The sequence below is a fragment of the Pseudomonas sp. MF08831 genome, from assembly GCF_059862645.1.
Window position 1 is genome coordinate 72772 of sequence record NZ_JCBCUX010000013.1, and the last position, 18128, is coordinate 90899.

Here is an 18128-nt window from a genome sequence, read left to right on the forward strand (position 1 = left end):
CCCTCGCCCTGCGTAGGTGGCATTACTACAGCACGGCGCCCATCGCCTTCATCAATACCGGATCACGCCCATAAATATCCGGTGCGTAGACCAGGCCGCCCTGGCGATCGACTTCTACCGTCCAGTACCCCAGCAACACCGGCACCGGTGTGGCGAGCCTGAATTCATGGGTCACGCCGGTAGCCAGCAGTTCATCGGTGCGAGTGCGTTCGGCCGGGCTCACCAGCAAGTCGCGCAGCAGCAACGGCTGTTCCACCCTCACACACCCCGAACTGAACGCCCGCGGGCCTTTGGTGAACAACGGTTGGCTTGGTGTGTCGTGCAGGTACACCGAGTACGGGTTGGGAAAGCGCATCACGATCTTGCCCAGCGGGTTACGCGGGCCGGCCTCCTGGCGCAGGAGAATGTTGCCGGGGCGCGACCAATCGACCTGATCGGGCGCCAAGGGGCGACCCTGGGCGTCAAGCACTTGCAGGTTTTGCTGGCGCAGGTACTCGGGGTTCAGACGGATAGCCGGGAGCTTGTCCTCGCGCATGATGGTGGGCGGGATGGTCCAGGTGGGGTTCAGCGTCAGCCGCGTGATGCGCGACTTGAGCAGTGGCGTCTGACGCTCCGCGCGCCCGACTTGCAGGCGGGTTTGCCACACCGGAATACCGCTCTGGTAAACGCTCAATTGCGCGGCGGCGACGTTGACCAGCACGCCTTCAGGCTCAAGGTCCTGGGCGAGCCAGCGAAAGCGCTCCAGGTTGATACGCAGTTGGTCGCGGCGCATCGCCGGGCTGATGTTGAGTTCGGCCACGGTGCCGGCGCCGATCACACCGTCGGCCTGTAACGAGTGGCTGGCCTGGAAGGCCTTGACTGCCTTGACCAGCTCGTCGCGGTATTGCTTGCCAGTGCCACTGGGCACCTTGGCCAGGTAGCCACCGCTGTGCAGGCGCCGCGCCAGTTCCGGCACGCGCGGGTCTTCCATACCGGGACGCAAGAGTGGCCCGCTGGCAACCGGGTCCCAATGTGGCAACGGTTGCAGGCGCACGGAGGCATAGGCATTGCGCAGGCTGCGGTACAGATCGGCGCTGGGCCGCGCCTGGTCAAAGGCTTGCGCCATGTCTTGCAGGCCGGCGGCGGCGAAGGCCAGCACTTCGGTATTCGGGTCGCGGGCGGGTGGCTGGGAATGCCACAACGGTTCGAAGCGCGATTGCTGCAGGCGCCCGTAGTGCAAATCCTGCAGGGCTTGCAGGTACTGGCGGCTGGTGTCGATGTCGCTGCACAGCACGTTGGCCGTGGCATCTGCCGGGGGCAGGCTATAGTGGCTGGGGTCCAGGCCGTCGTCGGCCAGCATCAGCAATTGGGTGTGCAAGGCTTGGCGGCGATCTTCGGCGGACCACAGCGGCCCATCACCCTGCTGCTGATAGAACGCCTGCAGGCGCGCAAGGGCTGCGGCGTCGATCTGCGGGGCGAGGCTGGGGCACACACTGGGCAACTGCGCGAGGGCCTGTTGCACCGGGCTTGCGGAAATAACCGGCACGGCGCCCATCGGCAGCTCATCAGCCGTCGCGACCAGTGGTGCAACGAGCAGGCAAATGCTCAAGTAACATGCGTGTTTTTTGAACAATTGACTTGGCTCCAATCCACAGCGGGGGACGCTTTGTAGATGCTGACTTTTATGTGTCGCTTCGGTTTGATCACCGTCACCCTGGCAACGTTGAGCAATTTTGCGCTCGCCGCCAATGGGAATCCTCCTAACTTGTATAGCAGCCTGGCGCGCTCGGCTCCAGAACTCAATCCCGCCGTGCTCAAAAGCGCCCTGAGCGCGGTGCAGTGCGCCGTCAATAACGGCGAGGAACAGTCAGAGCGCCTAGCGGTTATTGACTACTCCCAACCCTCGACCGCCCGTCGGTTATGGATTTTCGATTTGCGCAAAAAGACCCTCGTGTTGCGCGACCTGGTGGCCCACGGTGCCAAGTCCGGGGAAAACTTCGCCACGCAATTTTCCAATCTCGAAGGCAGTCATCAGTCCAGCCTGGGCTTGTTCCGCACCCAGGAAAGTTACCTGGGCGCCCACGGTTACTCGTTGCGCATGGACGGCCTGGAGCCCGGTTTCAATGACCAGGCCCGTGACCGCGCGCTGGTGATTCATGCCGCCGACTACGTCAACCCGGCGTGGAGCAAGCGCGAAGGCCGCATCGGCCGCAGCCAGGGTTGCCCGGCGGTGCGCCCGCAAGTGGCGCGCCAGGTGGTGGATAAACTCAAGGATGGGCAGTTCATGTTTTCCTGGTACCCGGACCAGCGCTGGTTGAAGTCATCGACGTATCTGAACTGCAAGCCCCAACAAGTGGCGAGTAGTCGTACAATCCGTGGTGGTTAGCCTGTCCCACAGATAAAGAGAGCGCCGCATGCTTTTACATACATCCACCTGGATCGAGATCGGGCAGTTTCTGGAACGCAGCCGCACGGTGGTGATTCCCATCGGATCCAACGAACAACACGGCCCTACCGGCCTGCTGGGCACCGACTGGATGTGCCCCGAGATCATCGCCCACGAGGCGCAGAAGAACGCCGACATCCTGATCGGCCCGACCTTCAATATCGGCATGGCCCAGCACCACCTGGGTTTTCCCGGCACCATCTCCCTGCGCCCTTCCACCTTTATCGCCGCCATTGGCGACTGGGTGCGCTCGCTGGCCGGGCACGGTTTCGAGAAGATCCTGTTCCTGAATGGCCACGGCGGCAATATCGCCACCATTGAAGCGGCGTTTTCCGAGCTGTACGCCGAAGCCAGTTTTGCCCGCCGCCCCGCCGGCTTCGCGCTCAAGCTGGTGAACTGGTGGGACCTGGAAGGCGTGCACGATTTGGCTCAACGCCAATTCCCGGTGGGCCACGGCAGCCATGCCACGCCGTCAGAAATAGCGGTGACGCAGTGGGCGTACCCGCAATCGATAAAGTCCGCCGAGTATTCTCCGCAAATCGCCAATACCGGGCCGATCCGCGAAGCGCTGGACTTCCGCGCCCGCTTCCCCGACGGGCGCATGGGTTCGGACCCAGCGCTGGCGACGGTGGAGAAAGGCGGTGAGTTGGTGGCGTTGGCGGCCAAGGGGTTGGTCAAGACCGTGAACATCTTCAGCAGCGAAGCCAAACCCTAGCCCAGGCCTATCGCAAATGTGGGAGCGGGCTTGCTCGCGAAGCAGTGCAGCAGTCAATAAATGTATCGACTGATACGCCGCCTTCGCGAGCAAGCCCGCTCCCACACATTCACACCCTCAGGCGTGCCTGGATTATTTGCAGTCCTGCGCCGCCAGCTCCAGCCGCGACGGTTTGATCGCCGACGCCAGTGGCTTGCGTTCGTACACGAACACCTTGGTGCCGTCCTGGGACTTGTAGGCCTCCAGCACATCATCGGCTGCAATCTTGCTGGTCAACACCACCTTGGCGTGGCGCGCGTTCTGCGTCACCGTCGAGGTGATGCCGCGCTTTTCAAGCTTGGGCACAACGCATTGCACATAGCCTTCAGGGGTTTTATCGGTTTGCAGGGTCAAGCTTGGAGCGTTGGGAGCAGTGATACAACCGGTCAGCAACAACGAAGCGAAAGCCAGGGCCGGGACGAAAAAAGAGCGCATAAACATTCCTGAAAATAACCAATAGGGTTCACAACGATCCGCGCGTCATCCCGCGCGGACCAAGGCCTTTAGCGACGCATCAAACTGCTTCAAGGCATCGAGCTGTACATCACGCTGTTGTTCAATCTGCGCGGCAATTTCCGGGGCCGCCTTGTCATGCACCCATACCGACGGCACCTGTTTGTGCACCGAGCCTTCAGCCTTGGCGATGTATTGCAGGTCGGCGTCATAGAACCGCGCCACAAAACGCGCCTCAACCTGATCGTTACGCTGGGTCAGCAATTGGTTATGGGTATCGAGCATCACCACCACATCCGGGTGAGCCTGCACCAGCTCATCCAGGCTGCTGTAGACCGTGACGATGCGAAACGTGCCCTGCAATGAACTCATCAGCCAATCAATCGCCAGTTCCGGGTCGGAGCTGTTGACGAACGCCTCGCGGATGCGCCCGTCAAGGGCGTCCCTGGCGCCGTTCATGGCCATGGCGTGGTAGCGTTCAAGGTAACTGAGGTTGTCGCGGGTGTTTTCGCTGTACAACACACCCACCGACTGCGCGCGCTGCAGGGAGTCTACGCTACCGACGAGTGGCAGCAAATGGCCCGTACGCAGTTCATCAGCAAATGCCGGGCTGGTCAGGACCACACTGCCGAACATCAGCATCATTAAACCCAGTTGGATAATCGTCCTCATCACGCATTTCCTTGATCAGCGTCTCGATGCGCTGATTCTGCGCTTTTGGCATAAAAACAGAACTTGCGATGCTTGATGGTGACTATCATTTGAACCGATAGTGTCGCGTCTCCCGATCTCTATAAAACTATAAGGACCACGCCATGAAGCCCCACCAGAAAACCTTCGACCGCATCCGCGAAGCCGTACTGCCGGAGTTTCGCGAGCGGGTCGCCGATTACCTGGTCGATTATGAAGACGTACTGCAGGACGAGGCCGCCGAGGCCGACCAGCGTTACGCCAGCGCCCAGCAATTGCGCGGCTACCTGCGGGGCTTGAACACCACCCGAGTGCTGGGCATGGCGGACTGGGAAGACCTCGACCGGCGCGTGGCCCAGGAATGGATGTAAACCCTTAGAGCGGTGGGCGTTGCAGGTTGACCCATGCCTGCACCGACGGCCGCTGCCATTGGCGTTGCGCATAGTCCACCCATTCGGCTGGCACACTGTCACCGTTGAGGATCAAGCGATTGAGCATCACCGCCAGGTCGAGGTCGGCAATCGACCACTGGCCAAACAGGTACGGTGGGTTGCCGGCCAACAGCGCCTGCGTCGCACTGAACAACTTGCGCACGGCGGCTTCGGCGGCGGGCGACAACGGCGGCATCTTCTGCCCGTAAAACACCACCAGCGTCGAGCGCTCCTGACGGATCGCCAGCAAATCACTGCGCAACCACGCCTGAACCTGCCGCGCCCTCGCCCGCTGCTGTGGGTCAGCCGGGTACACCGGCGTTTCGGGATAGCCCTGTTCCAGGTACTCGCTGATCGCGCAAGATTCCGACAGGGCAAACTCGCCTTCCACCAACGTCGGCACACGCTGGGTCAGCGACAGCTGGGTAAAGTCCGCCGTCTGGTTTTGCGCGGTGTCCAGGTCCAGGGTGAGCATGTCGAACGCCAGGCCTTTTTCGCGCAGGGTGACAAACACCGACATCGCGTAGGGGCTGGTGAACTGGGCATCCACATAGAGGCGTAACGGGCGCAGGTGCATGGCAGGTCTCCTTGGGTGAAGACCCACGCTACGAGATGCGGCGGCATAAAGACAATGGCGGTTTTTTATGGGGGCATTCCTGGCGGGAATAGCCACGATAGTGGCAATATCGTATCGATTCGCTAGTCTGCGAAAACGCCCCGCCATTCGAAGCTTTCAAGGAAAGATCAGCTTATGAAACAAGCAGTTGTCGTCATTCACGGCATCGGCGAGCAGCGCCCGATGGACACCCTGCATGGCTTTGTGGATGCCATGATTCCCGCCGACACGCCCGACGGCACGCCCTTCTACTGGAGCAAGCCGGATCGGCTGTCACGCAATTTCGACCTGCGTGTCTTGAAGTCGTCCGGCCGCACCAGCACGGATTTTTACGAGTATTACTGGGCCCACAAGATGCAAGGCACCAAGGTCGGCCACCTGCTCAGTTGGCTCTGGGACATCTTCAAGCGCCCGCGCCGCGATATTCCCGACGCCATCGTACCGATCTGGCGCACCACGCGCTGGACGGTGATGCTGCTGTTGCTGCTGGTCGCTACCGGCACCCTCGCCACGGCTTGGGGCCAGTTCGATCACAGCGACAACCCGTTCGCGCTGGTGCCGTTGCTGCTCGGCGCTATCGGCCTGGCGCTGCGTTACTCGGCCCTGTCCTACCTGGGCGACGCCGCCCGTTACCTCAGCCCCAACCCGCAGAACGTGGTGGTGCGCGAGCAGATCCGCGCCGACGGCGTGGCGTTGCTGCGTGCCCTGCACAATAAAGGCGATTACGACCGCATCATCGTGGTCGGCCACAGTTTGGGCAGCGTGATCGCCTACGACATCGTCGGTTATCTGTGGCACGAACATCACGATCAGCTCACCCAAGTCATCCCCAGCAACCGCGAACTCGCCAGCCGTTACGCCAATCACGAAGCGCTGCAACCGGTGATCAAGGACACGCTGCCCAACGCCGGCGCCGCGCTTGACGGCAGCCTGGGCAGCATTTTGAAATTTCGCGAGCAGCAGACCGAAGCCTTTATCGAGCAGCGCGGCCTGGGCAACCCGTGGCGCATCACCGATCTGGTAACCGTCGGCAGCCCGATGGCCCACGCGAGCCTGTTGCTGGGGCGCAGCGTCAGTGATTTCAAAAAACGCATGGAGCGCCGCGAAGCCCCCGCCTGCCCGCCCACTCAGGACGAAAAGGGTTACGGCTACCATGCGCGTCATCCGGTGATGCTCGGCCAGAAACCCTTCACGCCCCAGTATTTGCACCACGCGGCAGTATTCGCAGTGACGCGCTGGACCAACCTCTATTTTCCCGCGCCCTATGGCCTGTTTGGCGACATCGTCGCGGGCCCGGTCAGCCCGGTGATGGGCGCAGGCGTGCTGGATTTGCCGGTGACCGTGGGCTCGCGCAAAGGCTGGCTCGCACGCTCGTGGCTCAGCCACACCCACTACTGGAGCGAGCGCGGCGGTGCCCAAGGTTACCTCGGCGCACTCACCACGGATGAACACGCGATCACCCAGGGCCCGCGCCCGTCGGCCACTGAAGCATTGCGCTGGGCCGTTGACCTCAAGGGCCTGCGGCGCTTGCGCCCGGCCCGCGCCAAGGAAAACCTGACACAGGCTTAGCCGGCAAAACCGCCGTTATCGAGAAACTCACGCTCTTGCGCCGTGGTGACCCTGGCCAACACCTCGTTACGGTGCGCAAAGCGCCCAAACCGTTCGATGATCGCGGCGTGCTCTTTGGCCCAATGGTAGGTGCTGGCATCCAGCTGCTGGTTCAATACCAACGAGCGCTGCTGATCGGCCGGGTCTTCCGAATGCTCGAACGGCAAGTAACAAAACGCCCGCAGCTCGGGCTCGATCAACTGGTCCAGGCCAGCGTCGACCATCCGCCGCGCGTACAAACGCGCCAGCGGGTCGGTGGCGAACATGTGCGCGGTGCCACGAAAGGCATTGCGCGGGTATTGATCCAGCAGGATCAGCAAGGCCAGCGCGCCATGCGCCGAATCCAGCCAGCCTTCCAGTTCGCGCCGGGCCGCTTGCATATGCGTGGCATAAAAGGTGTCGCGAAAGGCCGCGTCAAACGCATCGTCCTTGGTAAACCAGCGCTTGGGGCCCGCCTGTTTCCAGAACTCGATCACCGCTTCGGCCGGTTGCCCGTTCATGTTCGACATCATTACCTCCCATTGGCCTGCAGATTTCATCATTGACGCCGGCAGAATCCATTAAGTTTCCCCTCTGGAGCCGCTCCTGCTTCGCAGCGGTCGTGCCATCGCATAAAGGGTTTACCGGATGATCCACCGTCTTGCCCAGGTTTTCAGTGATTCCAATAGCCACGTTCGCACCAAGCTGTTTGGCATCTACGGTATTTTGATCGCCATTAACGTCGGCGCCTGGCTCTGGGCGCTGGTGGCGTTTCATCAGCACCCCGTGTTATTGGGCACTGCCCTGCTCGCCTACAGTTTCGGCCTGCGTCACGCGGTGGACGCCGACCATATCGCCGCCATCGACAACGCCACCCGCAAGCTGATGCAAGAGCACAAACGCCCGGTGGCGGTGGGGTTCTTTTTCTCTCTGGGGCATTCGTCGGTGGTGGTGCTGGCCTCGATTGGCGTGGCCCTTACCGCCGCACATGTCGAGGCGTTCAAGGCGGTTGGCGGTGTGATCGGCACGTCCGTGTCAGCGGTCTTTTTGCTGGTGATCGCGCTGATGAATTTGGTGATCCTGCGGTCGATCTACAAGGCCTGGCGCCACGTGCGCGAAGGCGGCGCTTACGTCGAAGAAGATTTTGACCTGCTGCTGGCCGACCGCGGTTTCATGGCGCGAATCTTCCGCCCACTGTTTCGCCTGATCAGCCGCAGTTGGCACCTGTACCCGCTGGGTTTTCTGTTTGGCCTGGGGTTTGACACCGCCACCGAAATCGCCCTGCTGGGCATTTCCGCCACGCAGGCGGCGCAGGGCTTATCGCCGTGGTCGATCATGGTGTTCCCGCTGCTGTTCAGCGCCGGCATGTCGCTGGTGGACACGCTGGACGGCCATTTGATGCTGGGTGCCTATGGCTGGGCGTACATGAAGCCGCTGCGCAAGCTCTACTACAACATGAGCATTACCTTGGTCTCGGTGGTCGTGGCAGTGATCATCGGCAGCATCGAGGCGCTGGGGCTGATTGCCGACCAGCTGGAGCTCAAGGGTGATTTCTGGGGCTTTATCGGCAACCTGAACGACAGCTTCGGAATGCTCGGCTACATCATCATCGGGATTTTCGTCGCCAGCTGGGCGGCGTCGGTGTTGCTGTACCGCTTGAAGGGCTTCGACCGGCTCGCCTGACGTCGAGAAGCTGCTATGGCGAACAGGCTCGCCATAGCAGGCATACGCAGCAGGCTGGGATGCAGGTCAGCCACATTCGGGACTGACACACTGCAATCGCGGGCAAGCCCCTCCCCCATTTGTAAATCGCGTTACGCCAGTTCAGCCCGCAGTTGACGCGCCGCGGTGACCATATGAACCAACGCCGCTTCTGTCTCCGGCCAGCCCCGGGTTTTCAAACCGCAATCCGGGTTGACCCATAGGCGCTCGGCCGGAATCCGCTGGGCGGCCTTGCGCAGCAAGTGGGCCATTGCCGACGCATCCGGCACGCGGGGCGAATGGATGTCGTAGACGCCGGGGCCGATGTCATTGGGGTACGCGAACGCTTCGAACGCATCCAGCAGTTCCATGTCCGAGCGCGACGTCTCAATGGTGATCACGTCGGCGTCCATTGCCGCGATGGACTCGATCACATCGTTGAACTCGCTGTAGCACATGTGCGTGTGGATCTGGGTTTCGTCACGCACGCCGCAGGCACACAGGCGGAACGCTTCGGTGGCCCAATCCAGGTAGTGTTGCCACTGCGCCCGGCGCAACGGCAAGCCTTCACGGAACGCCGCTTCGTCGATCTGCACGATCTTGATGCCGGCCGCCTCCAGGTCAACCACTTCGTCACGAATCGCCAGCGCCAGTTGACGCGCCTGCACTTCGCGGCTGACGTCTTCGCGCGCAAACGACCACATCAGCATGGTCACCGGGCCGGTCAGCATACCCTTCATCACCTTGCTGGTCAGGCCTTGGGCGTAGCGGATCCACTCCACGGTCATGGCGTTCGGGCGGCTCAGGTCGCCGAAGATCACCGCCGGTTTCACGCAGCGCGAACCGTAGCTCTGTACCCAACCAAAGCGGGTGAACACGTAGCCGTCGAGTTGTTCGGCGAAGTACTCGACCATGTCGTTTCGTTCGGCTTCGCCGTGCACCAGCACGTCCAGGCCGAGGTTTTCCTGCACTTGCACGGCGTGCCTGATCTCGCTGTGCATCGCTTCGACGTACTCGGCTTCGCTCAACTTGCCGGCTTTGTACGACTGGCGCGCCAGGCGGATCGAGGCGGTTTGCGGGAACGAACCGATGGTGGTGGTCGGCAACAGCGGCAGGTTCAGGCCGGCACGTTGCTGCTCGATACGCTGGGCAAACCGCGACTGGCGCTGACTGTCCTTGGCGGTAATCGCCGCCACGCGGGCTTGTACGGCAGGCTTGTGAATTCGCGTTGAAGCCGCGCGGGCCACTTGCACGGCGCGGCTCTGCGCCAACGCGGCACGTACATTCGGCGCCTGCGGTGCGTTGACGGCCTGGGCCAGCACCGTTACTTCCGCGCACTTCTGCACCGCGAAGGCCAGCCAGCTTTTCAACTCGGCATCCAGCGTGTCTTCACGGTCCAGGTCGACCGGGCTGTGCAGCAATGAGCAGGACGGCGCCACCCACAGGCGATCACCCAACTTTTCATGTGCGTGCTGCAAGGTCGCCAGGGCCTTTTCCAGGTCGCAGCGCCAGACGTTGCGGCCATTGACCACGCCCAGGGACAACACTTTGTAAGCCGGCAGGCGATCAAGAATGGTCGGGTACTGGTCCGGTGCACGCACCAGATCGATGTGCAAACCATCGACCGGCAGGTTGGCGGCCAGGCCGAGGTTTTCTTCCAGACCACCGAAGTAGGTGGCCACGAGCTTTTTCAGCGGGTCGCGCTGGATCTGGTTGTAGGCGCGCTCAAAGGCGTTTTTCCAGTCTTGTGGCAAGTCCAGAACCAGGATCGGCTCGTCGATCTGCACCCATTCAACGCCCAGCTCAGCCAGGCGCTGGAAGATCTGGCCGTACAGCGGCAGCAGGCGGTCAAGCAGATCAAGCTTGTCGAAGTCGACACCCTTGGCCTTGCCCAACCACAAGTAGGTCAGCGGGCCGATGACGACCGGCTTGACGTTGTGGCCCAGGTCACGGGCTTCCTTGACCTCTTCAAACAGCTGCTCCCAACCCAGGTGGAATTGCTGGTCAGCACTGAATTCAGGCACCAGATAGTGGTAGTTGGTATCGAACCACTTGGTCATTTCCTGGGCGTGGGCACCGCCGCAGCAGTTGTCGCTGACGCCACGGGCCATGCCGAACAGCGTGTGCAATGTGGCGTGGCCGTCGGTTGGGCGGAAGCGCTCAGGGATCACGCCGAACATCAATGAATGAGTCAGGACCTGGTCGTACCAGGCGAAATCACCGGCCGGCAACAGCTCGATGCCGGCTTGCTTCTGCAACGCCCAGTGAGCTTTGCGCAAGCCACGGCCAACGGCGCGCAGGCCGGCTTCGTCGAGTTCGCCCTTCCAGAACGCTTCCTGCGCTTTTTTCAGTTCACGATCGCGTCCAATGCGCGGAAATCCCAGGGAATGAGCGACTGCCATGACTTACAACTCCAATGTCGATATTTGATGGCAGCCATTGTCGACACCCACTCATCGTGAGACAAACTCATTATATTCCAGATGATCACAAGATCCGCTCATGTTGAAATCAGGTGAATATAGAACGCGTGAAACATGAAATACGCACAACCGGCCAACGCCAGGCCCATGCACCGGTTGAATACGGTGAACGCCGACGCGCCGTTGATCCGCCGCCCCAACACCGCGCCCAGCAAGGCGTAAATCCACGGCGCGCCGACCGCGCCCAGCCCCAGCAACGCCGAAACCCCGGCAATGGATGCCCCGGTGATATGCGCCGCCGGCAGCATCACGCTGGTAATCGGCAAGACCGCCACGATGCCCTTGGGGTTGAGCAACTGAATCACCAGGCCATTCCAGAACGTGAGGGCCTTGCCCGGCGTGTTTGAAGATTCTTCAACCACCGTGCGGGCAGTGAACACCTGGTAGGCGAGGTACAGCGTGTACACGCCGCCGACCAGCGAGATATACGGCAGCGCCGCCTGAGAAATGATCGCCTCGCCGGTGTAGCCAAACAGCACGAACATCAACAGCATCGCGCAGCCCACGCCGAGGTAGAACCCGCTGGAGCGACGGAATTTGCCGGTGAGCCCGGCATTCAGCCCCATCAGGTTCACGGGGCCGGGGCTGTACATGACGCTGAAGGCGTAGAGGAAAATGTCCATGGAGAAACCTGCAGTAGAAGAAGTCCGGCGAGTCTACTGAGGCGGTTTGCGCTGGATCTTGTACGTTTGTGGTTCAGCGTTGCGCCTGGTGGGCGAACCACGCCATGACCACGTCGCAGCCTGCGTGGGACGCCGCCTGCGGTTGCACGCACAACGCGTAAACGCCGCCCGTCACCAACGGTTCGCCCAACGGCACAACCAGCACACCGCGCTCGATGGATTCGGCAGCCAAAGTCAAGTCAGTCATTGCCACGCCCAGCCCGCGCGCGGCGGCGTCAAGCGCCAACTCGTCAAGGTTGAAGGGGATGTGCCGGTAGTCGTCCAGCGTGCCGGCACCGTTGGCGGCCAGCCATACGCGCCAGTCCTGCCGGTCGACTGAACGGTGCAGCAGCGCCACGTGCCGCAGGTCTGTAAAGGTTGATAACGGGCCAACTTGAGGTGCACACACCGGCACCAGCTGTTCCTGGAACAGCGTCAGGCACGCCGGATCAGTGGGCGGCGTGGGCAGGTACTGAATGTAGGCATCGCTGTCGTCGGCCGGCTCGACCCCTTCGGTGGCAACCGTTTCGATGGCCAGGGAAATGTCCGGGTGCAACCGGTAGAAATCACTCAGCTTTGGCAGCAGCCAGCGCACGGCCAGCGACACGTGCAGGCGGATGCGAAACGGGCGTGTGTGCGGCGAAATGCGGTCTTCGAGCACTTTGAGTTGCGCCAGCATACTGCGCGCGTAAATCAGCACCTGCTCGCCTTCGGCTGTCAGCCGCAGGCTGCGGCTGGTGCGTGTGAACAGGGCCACGCCGAAATGGCTCTCCAATTGCTGGATCTGGCGACTGACAGCGCTCTGGGTCAGGCACAGCCTCTGCGCAGCCTGGGTGAAGCTGGCGCTGTCGCTGACTTCCACCAACGCCTGCAGGCCCTGCAGCGACGGCACGTGACGAAGCTTATCCATGCGATTTCCGAATAGCTGGATGATTTTATAACGTTGGTTGTATCACCAAAGCCCCTATAGATTCCAGCCATCGACTTAAATCATTCATGCGAACAACGCATGCAGCCGAGGCACACGTGGACAATATCTGTGGCTGGATAGCCCAAACCGAACCCCTGCCCGCTCGTAACGCCTTGACCGGCACACAACAGGCCGACTGGCTGGTGATTGGCGCCGGCATCACCGGGCTCTGCGCCGCCCATAGCCTGGCAACCCTGCACCCCGAAGCGCGCATCGTGGTTGTTGACCGGCAGTACGCGGCCCAGGGCGCCTCCGCGCGAAACTCGGGGTTTGTGGTGGCGCACGAACACCCGGCCGAAAGCGAGTTGCTGGGCACCGCAGGCTTCGAGGGTTTTGAAGTGGACACCGCGATCTCACGCGCGGCGAGTGACGAGGTGCGCCAACGCATCGCCGGCCATGGCATCGACTGCGATTTTCGCGACGACGGTTACTTCTTCGCCGTGCATGACGCCGACAAGCTCGATCACGTCGACCACACACTCGCCACCCTGCTTGCCCTAGGCGCCTCTGCGCAATGTCTGCAAGGCGAGGCGCTGCGCCAGAAACTCGGCACCGCGCATTACCAGGCCGGCATCTGGTGCGGCAACGGCAACGCCCTGCTGCAACCGGCCAAGTACGTGAAGGGCTTGCTGGCCGCGTTGCCAGCCTCGGTCAGCCTGTTTGAAAACACTGACATCACCGGCCTTGAGCGCACGGGCAACGGCGCCCTGCGCGCGACCAGCCGTGCGGGCAGTATTGAAGCGCGACACGTGCTGGTGTGCCTGAATGCGTTTATCCCGCGTGTCGGACTGGACCAAAGCGCCACGTTCCCCATGGAACTGAGTGCCAGCCTCACCCGCCCACTCACAGAAAAAGAATGCGCCGCCGCGCCCTGGGGCGTGCTGTCGACGCGGCCACTGGGTGCCACCGTGCGGCTCACGCCGGACCGGCGCGTGATGATTCGCAACACCGCCGAGTACCGCACCCGCGACTTGTCCAACGCCGACTTGCTGCAGCGCCGCCAGCGCCATGTGCTGGGTTTGCAACGGCGCTTCCCGTGGCTCACCGAACAGGACATCCATTACACCTGGACCGGCCACCTCAGTGCGTCGCGGTCCGGCCAGCCGTACTTCGCCAAGGTCCAAGACAACCTGTACGCCATCGCTGGCTGCAACGGTTCCGGCGTCGCGCGCGGCACGCTGTGGGGGCGGTTGATGGCGGAGTGGGCCTCGGGGCACCAATCGCCGCTGCTGCAATCGGTGATCCAGCGTGCGCAGCCCGGTTGGTTGCCGCCGCGCCCGCTGTTCGACCTCGGCGCCCTGCTGCGCATGCGCATCGAAGCGGTGCGTGCCCGATCAGAAATCTGACAACAACAAAGGTGAATGCAATGCACATCAAGCAATGGTCCGTGGCGGTAATGCTCAGTGCGTTTTCGGCGGCCGGCTATGCCGCTGAAGAGGTGAATATCTCCAACTGGAACGGCTATATCGCCGACGACACCCTCACACGCTTTACTCAGGCCACCGGCATCACGCCCACTTACGACATCCATGACAGCAACGAAGTGCTCGAATCCAAGTTGATGACCGGCAACACCGGCTACGACGTGGTCAGCCCTTCAAACCACTTTCTGTCGCGGCTGATCAAGGCCGGCGCGATCCAGAAGCTCGACCGCAGCCAGTTGCCGAACTGGAAAAACCTCGACCCGCTGCTGATGAAAAAGCTTGAGGTCAACGACCCGGGCAACCAGTACGGCTTTCCCTATATGTGGGGCACGGCGGGCATCGGTTATAACGTCGAGAAGATCAAGGCACTCTTTGGCAGCACCGACGTCACCCGGTCCTGGAAGATGTTCTTTGATGAAGACACGATCAAAAAACTCAGCACCTGCGGCGTGGCGATCATCGACAACCCGACGCAGATCCTGCCCATCACCCTCAATTACCTGGGCCTGCCCCATCACAGCCATGAGCCGGCCGACTATAAACAGGCCGAACAGGCCCTGTTGAAAATCCGCCCTTACATCCAGTACTTCCACGCGTCCAAGTACATCAGTGACTTGGCCAACGGCAATATCTGCGCGGTGATCGGTTTCAATGGCGACGTGGTGCAGGCGGCCGCGAGCGCGAAAGAAGCCAAAAACGGTATCGAGATTGCCTACTCGATCCCGCAGGAAGGCTCGACGCTGTGGCTGGACATGGTGGTGATGCCCAAGGCCGCGCCGCACGAAAAGAACGCCTACGCCTATATGAATTACCTGCTCGAGCCCAAGGTGATCGCCAACATCAGCAACAGCATCCACTACGCCAACCCCAACAGCGCGGCAGATGAGTTCCTCACGCCGGCCGTGAAACAGGACCTGGCGATCTACCCGCCGAAAAGCGTGATGGACAGCCTGTTTATCGTCGAAGACCTGCCCCCGGCGATAGCGCGGCTGGCCACCCGGCTGTGGACCAAATTGAAGACCAACACATAAGCGCGCCTGCTGCTGGCCGTAGCCCATCCATAACGCATACCATGGCTCAAAATAAGCACTCAAATGAGCCCCCATGATCAAAGCCAGCCTGCGCAGTCACCTGACCCTATGGTTTGCCGGTTTATCACTGGTCACACTCCTGAGCGTGGGCCTCTATGTTGGCGATATCGCCACTGAGCAGATGAAGCAGGCCAGCGGCAACTCGCTGCTCAGCACGGCGCGCTCGACGGCCGCGCTGTTGGCCGTGCAACTGCGCGAGCGGCAACTGGAAGTGTCGCTGCTGAGCAAGGCACCGATCATGCGCAAGGGCGACCTGACCGCGCCGGATATTCTGACGCTGATGGAACTGCGCACCCAATCGCGCGCGGAGTATGCATGGATGGGCGTGGCCGATGCTGACGGGCGCGTGCGCCAGGCGGTCAACGGCTTGCTGGTCAATCAATCAGTGCAGCAGCGGCCTTGGTTTCAGGCCGGCATGCGCGCCGAGTACACCGGAGATCCCCACGAAGCGGTGTTGCTCGCCAAGCTGCTGTCGGGAGCGGCGGACGGTGAGCCACTGCGCTTTATCGATTTCGCCGCACCGATACGCAATGCCCAGGGTGACACGATTGGCGTGCTGGGCGCCCATGCCCACTGGAGCTGGGTCACCCAGATCGTCGATTCCGCCGTGATGCAAAAGGATGCCATTCCACAGATCGAGGCGTTGATCGTCGACATTGACGGCAAGGTGCTTTACCCGGAATTGCTCGCGGGCGAACAAATGCCGCTGGACCAACTGCACACGCCCGCTGGCTGGTTCACCGGCAACGGCTACGTCACGGCATCGGTGGCGGTGCCAAGCCCGTCGAATGCGAAAATGAACTGGTACATCATGGTGCGACAACCGTTGGACGTCGCACTGCAACCGGCGCACAACCTGCTGTACAAATTACTCATGCTGGGCGTGCTCGCGGCGTTCATTTTTGTGCTGGCCGCTTACTACCTCGCCTCGTCACTCAGCCGCCCCATCGAGCGCCTGGCCAGGTCCGCCAAACAGGTGCAAGACCAGCAGCCCGGCGCCGTCTTCCCCCAGGAGCATCCGGTGCTGGAAATCGCCCAACTGGGCCGTTCCATCAGCAGCATGACCCAATCCTTGCTGACCAAGGAGCGCGAACTGCAGGAAGCCAATGCCTCGCTGGAAGCCACCGTCACCCAGCGCACTGCCGCCCTTACCCAGGCCAATGCCGACCTGCTGAAACTGGCCACGCACGACGCACTGACCGGCGTTTACAACCGCCGCCGTTTCGACGAAAAACTCGCCGAGAGCAGCCTGTTGTTCCAACGCACCGGCCGCACCTTTGCCTTGCTGCTGATCGACGCCGACTATTTCAAGCGCGTCAACGACACCTACGGTCACGCCGTCGGCGATGACGTGCTGTGCCAACTGGCGGCGCTGATCGAGAGCACCACGCGCGCCACCGACTTTGTCGCGCGATACGGCGGTGAAGAATTTGCAGTATTGCTGCCGGAGGTCGAAGAGCCGGACAGCCCCGACGTGGTTGCCGAAAAAATCCGTGCGGCCGTGGCGGCGGCAAACTTCCCGACAGTGGGCCAGGTTACGGTGAGTATTGGTGTGAGCATCGCGCAGCCCTCGGACCGCGATTCCCTGGGGCTGCTCAAGCGGGCGGACATGCAATTGTATGAGGCCAAGGGCGCAGGCCGGAATCGGGTGTCGTGAGCGACACTGATGAACCACTGTGGCTTGCTGTGTTGAGTGGGCTTCCTGTAGCGAGCGGGCTTGCCCCGCGTTGGTCTGCGCAGCAGCCCCACTAAGAGCGCCGCACCCATTCAGGCACATCGCGCCAGCCGGGTTCAGGGCGGCTTCGCCCCCCAACGCGGGGCAAGCCCGCTCGCCACAAGAGGCCTGCTCGCCACTCAATGTCGGTTTGCCACAAGCGCCCCGCTCGCCCCCAAACTCGTTCACCCTGGGCGTTGCGCGCTGGAATAAACTGTGGCGATACTTTTTGGGAGACACACAACCATGGATGCAGTGACCCAAGGCAGTTGCCTGTGCGGCGCTATCAGTTATCAGGTGTCGACCCCTTTGAAAGCGGTCACCCACTGCCACTGCAAAAAATGCCAGAAAGCGCACGGCGCGGCATTCGCCACGTATGCCAGCGCCCCTCGGTCAGCCGTCAATATCAACGCCGCTGAGGATGTGCTTCGAAGCTATGAGTCTTCAGCAGGCGTCACTCGCCAATTCTGCTCGCGGTGTGGATCATCGCTGTTCTGGTCTGACGCCCGTGGACGGTTTCCAGAATGGATGTCCATCGCAGTCGGCACCCTCGATAGCCCTTTTACTGCGCACAAGCAGGCGCACAGCTGCATAGAATCCAAAGCTGCGTGGTTGTGCGGGGCGTCTGTGTGACCCTCGCCCGCGAAAAAGACGTTGCGATACGCAAACTGGAAGAGCTTCCCGAGCAGATCCACGCGCTGCGGGCGCAGGCTGTCGCCGAAGGGTTCAGGTTCCTGACGCGGCTTATCAGCGAATGGGACAACCGTACGAATCGGTTTGATCAGCCGGGTGAATGCCTTTTCGGCGTGTTTCGTCACGGCCAGTTGATTGGCGTCGGCGGTGTGTCCTGTGACCCCTACGCAGGCCCCGGAGTCGGTCGGCTACGCCGGGTGTACATCGCGCCCAGCCTGCGCGGGCAGGCAATTGGCAAAGCCCTGGTCAAACGGCTATTGGAGCACGCGGCGGCGCACTTTCAGGAAGCCCGGCTCACTACCGATACGCCGCAAGCCGCGCAGTTCTATCTGCGCTGCGGTTTTCAACGCATCGATAACGACCACGCGACGCATGTAACGTCGCTGATCGCGCTGAAAGCGCGGGCCTCAAAATCGCCATGAGGCACCGCGCAT

Annotated in this window: 18 protein-coding genes; 10 read left to right on the plus strand and 8 right to left on the minus strand. The window is 61.8% G+C overall.

Going from position 1 to position 18128, the window contains the following annotated elements:
* Positions 1–25: 25 nt before the first annotated feature.
* Positions 26–1612: a L,D-transpeptidase family protein gene (locus AC19YS_RS23755; RefSeq protein WP_179607565.1), complete on the minus strand. Its 1587-nt coding sequence runs from the start codon at positions 1610–1612 to the stop codon at positions 26–28.
* 39 nt (positions 1613–1651) lie between these two features.
* On the opposite strand from AC19YS_RS23755, the gene AC19YS_RS23760 reads away from it, so the two are divergent.
* Both AC19YS_RS23760 and AC19YS_RS23765 read left to right on the plus strand, forming a co-directional pair.
* The gene (locus AC19YS_RS23760) at positions 1652–2365 is read left to right on the plus strand and encodes a murein L,D-transpeptidase catalytic domain family protein (protein ID WP_106577815.1); all 714 of its coding nucleotides are present in this window, start codon (positions 1652–1654) and stop codon (positions 2363–2365) included.
* Positions 2366–2393: 28 nt separating this feature from the next.
* Positions 2394–3140, plus strand: a complete 747-nt coding sequence (locus AC19YS_RS23765) for a creatininase family protein (RefSeq protein WP_200624796.1) — start codon at positions 2394–2396, stop codon at positions 3138–3140.
* 132 nt (positions 3141–3272) lie between these two features.
* On the opposite strand, the gene AC19YS_RS23770 is transcribed toward AC19YS_RS23765, so the two are convergent.
* A complete protein-coding gene (locus AC19YS_RS23770) occupies positions 3273–3614 on the minus strand; it encodes a hypothetical protein (protein ID WP_119741788.1) in 342 nt (113 codons plus the stop codon).
* A gap of 45 nt (positions 3615–3659) precedes the next feature.
* The gene (locus tag AC19YS_RS23775) at positions 3660–4304 is read right to left on the minus strand and encodes an ATPase (protein WP_214248228.1); all 645 of its coding nucleotides are present in this window, start codon (positions 4302–4304) and stop codon (positions 3660–3662) included.
* A 143-nt stretch (positions 4305–4447) separates the two neighbouring features.
* On the opposite strand from AC19YS_RS23775, the gene AC19YS_RS23780 reads away from it, so the two are divergent.
* Positions 4448–4693, plus strand: a complete 246-nt coding sequence (locus AC19YS_RS23780; RefSeq protein ID WP_500602753.1) for a hypothetical protein — start codon at positions 4448–4450, stop codon at positions 4691–4693.
* A gap of 4 nt (positions 4694–4697) precedes the next feature.
* Here the strand turns inward: AC19YS_RS23780 and yfcF are convergent, their stop codons facing one another.
* On the minus strand, positions 4698–5330 hold the full coding sequence (gene yfcF, locus AC19YS_RS23785) for a glutathione transferase (RefSeq protein WP_500602754.1): 633 nt from the start codon (positions 5328–5330) through the stop codon (positions 4698–4700).
* 174 nt (positions 5331–5504) lie between these two features.
* Between yfcF and AC19YS_RS23790 the strand changes: the two genes are divergently transcribed.
* Positions 5505–6938 (plus strand): alpha/beta hydrolase family protein, encoded by a 1434-nt coding sequence (locus tag AC19YS_RS23790; RefSeq protein WP_200624793.1) that lies wholly within the window; start codon positions 5505–5507, stop codon positions 6936–6938.
* On the opposite strand, the gene AC19YS_RS23795 is transcribed toward AC19YS_RS23790, so the two are convergent.
* Entirely contained in the window at positions 6935–7477 is a 543-nt protein-coding gene (locus AC19YS_RS23795; RefSeq protein WP_372239302.1) for a DUF924 family protein, read from the minus strand. The genes AC19YS_RS23790 and AC19YS_RS23795 overlap by 4 nt on opposite strands.
* 127 nt (positions 7478–7604) lie before the next feature.
* Here AC19YS_RS23795 and AC19YS_RS23800 point away from each other — a divergent pair, with 127 nt between their 5' ends.
* Positions 7605–8639, plus strand: coding sequence for a HoxN/HupN/NixA family nickel/cobalt transporter (locus AC19YS_RS23800; RefSeq protein ID WP_179607554.1), 1035 nt, complete (start codon positions 7605–7607; stop codon positions 8637–8639).
* Between the two features lie 131 nt (positions 8640–8770).
* On the opposite strand, the gene metE is transcribed toward AC19YS_RS23800, so the two are convergent.
* The 3 genes from metE to AC19YS_RS23815 all read right to left on the minus strand — a co-directional run bounded on the left by metE (position 8771) and on the right by AC19YS_RS23815 (position 12712).
* Positions 8771–11059 carry a 5-methyltetrahydropteroyltriglutamate--homocysteine S-methyltransferase gene (gene metE, locus AC19YS_RS23805; protein WP_500602756.1) on the minus strand — a complete coding sequence of 763 codons (2289 nt, stop codon included), beginning with the start codon at positions 11057–11059 and terminating at the stop codon, positions 8771–8773.
* A gap of 98 nt (positions 11060–11157) precedes the next feature.
* On the minus strand, positions 11158–11763 hold the full coding sequence (locus AC19YS_RS23810) for a LysE family translocator (RefSeq protein WP_500602757.1): 606 nt from the start codon (positions 11761–11763) through the stop codon (positions 11158–11160).
* A gap of 73 nt (positions 11764–11836) precedes the next feature.
* Positions 11837–12712, minus strand: coding sequence for a LysR family transcriptional regulator (locus tag AC19YS_RS23815; RefSeq protein ID WP_500602759.1), 876 nt, complete (start codon positions 12710–12712; stop codon positions 11837–11839).
* A 116-nt stretch (positions 12713–12828) separates the two neighbouring features.
* On the opposite strand from AC19YS_RS23815, the gene AC19YS_RS23820 reads away from it, so the two are divergent.
* The 5 genes from AC19YS_RS23820 (at position 12829) to AC19YS_RS23840 (ending at position 18116) form a co-directional block, all read left to right on the plus strand.
* Positions 12829–14118 carry an NAD(P)/FAD-dependent oxidoreductase gene (locus AC19YS_RS23820; protein ID WP_500602760.1) on the plus strand — a complete coding sequence of 430 codons (1290 nt, stop codon included), beginning with the start codon at positions 12829–12831 and terminating at the stop codon, positions 14116–14118.
* Positions 14119–14138: 20 nt separating this feature from the next.
* Positions 14139–15227 (plus strand): polyamine ABC transporter substrate-binding protein, encoded by a 1089-nt coding sequence (locus AC19YS_RS23825; protein WP_106577803.1) that lies wholly within the window; start codon positions 14139–14141, stop codon positions 15225–15227.
* A 73-nt stretch (positions 15228–15300) separates the two neighbouring features.
* On the plus strand, positions 15301–16944 hold the full coding sequence (locus AC19YS_RS23830) for a sensor domain-containing diguanylate cyclase (protein WP_200624789.1): 1644 nt from the start codon (positions 15301–15303) through the stop codon (positions 16942–16944).
* 303 nt (positions 16945–17247) lie between these two features.
* Entirely contained in the window at positions 17248–17634 is a 387-nt protein-coding gene (locus AC19YS_RS23835; protein WP_500602761.1) for a GFA family protein, read from the plus strand.
* Complete coding sequence (locus AC19YS_RS23840; protein ID WP_500602762.1) at positions 17631–18116, plus strand: GNAT family N-acetyltransferase; 486 nt, start codon at positions 17631–17633, stop codon at positions 18114–18116. The genes AC19YS_RS23835 and AC19YS_RS23840 overlap by 4 nt, the downstream gene beginning before the upstream one ends.
* The last annotated feature ends 12 nt before the right edge of the window (positions 18117–18128 follow it).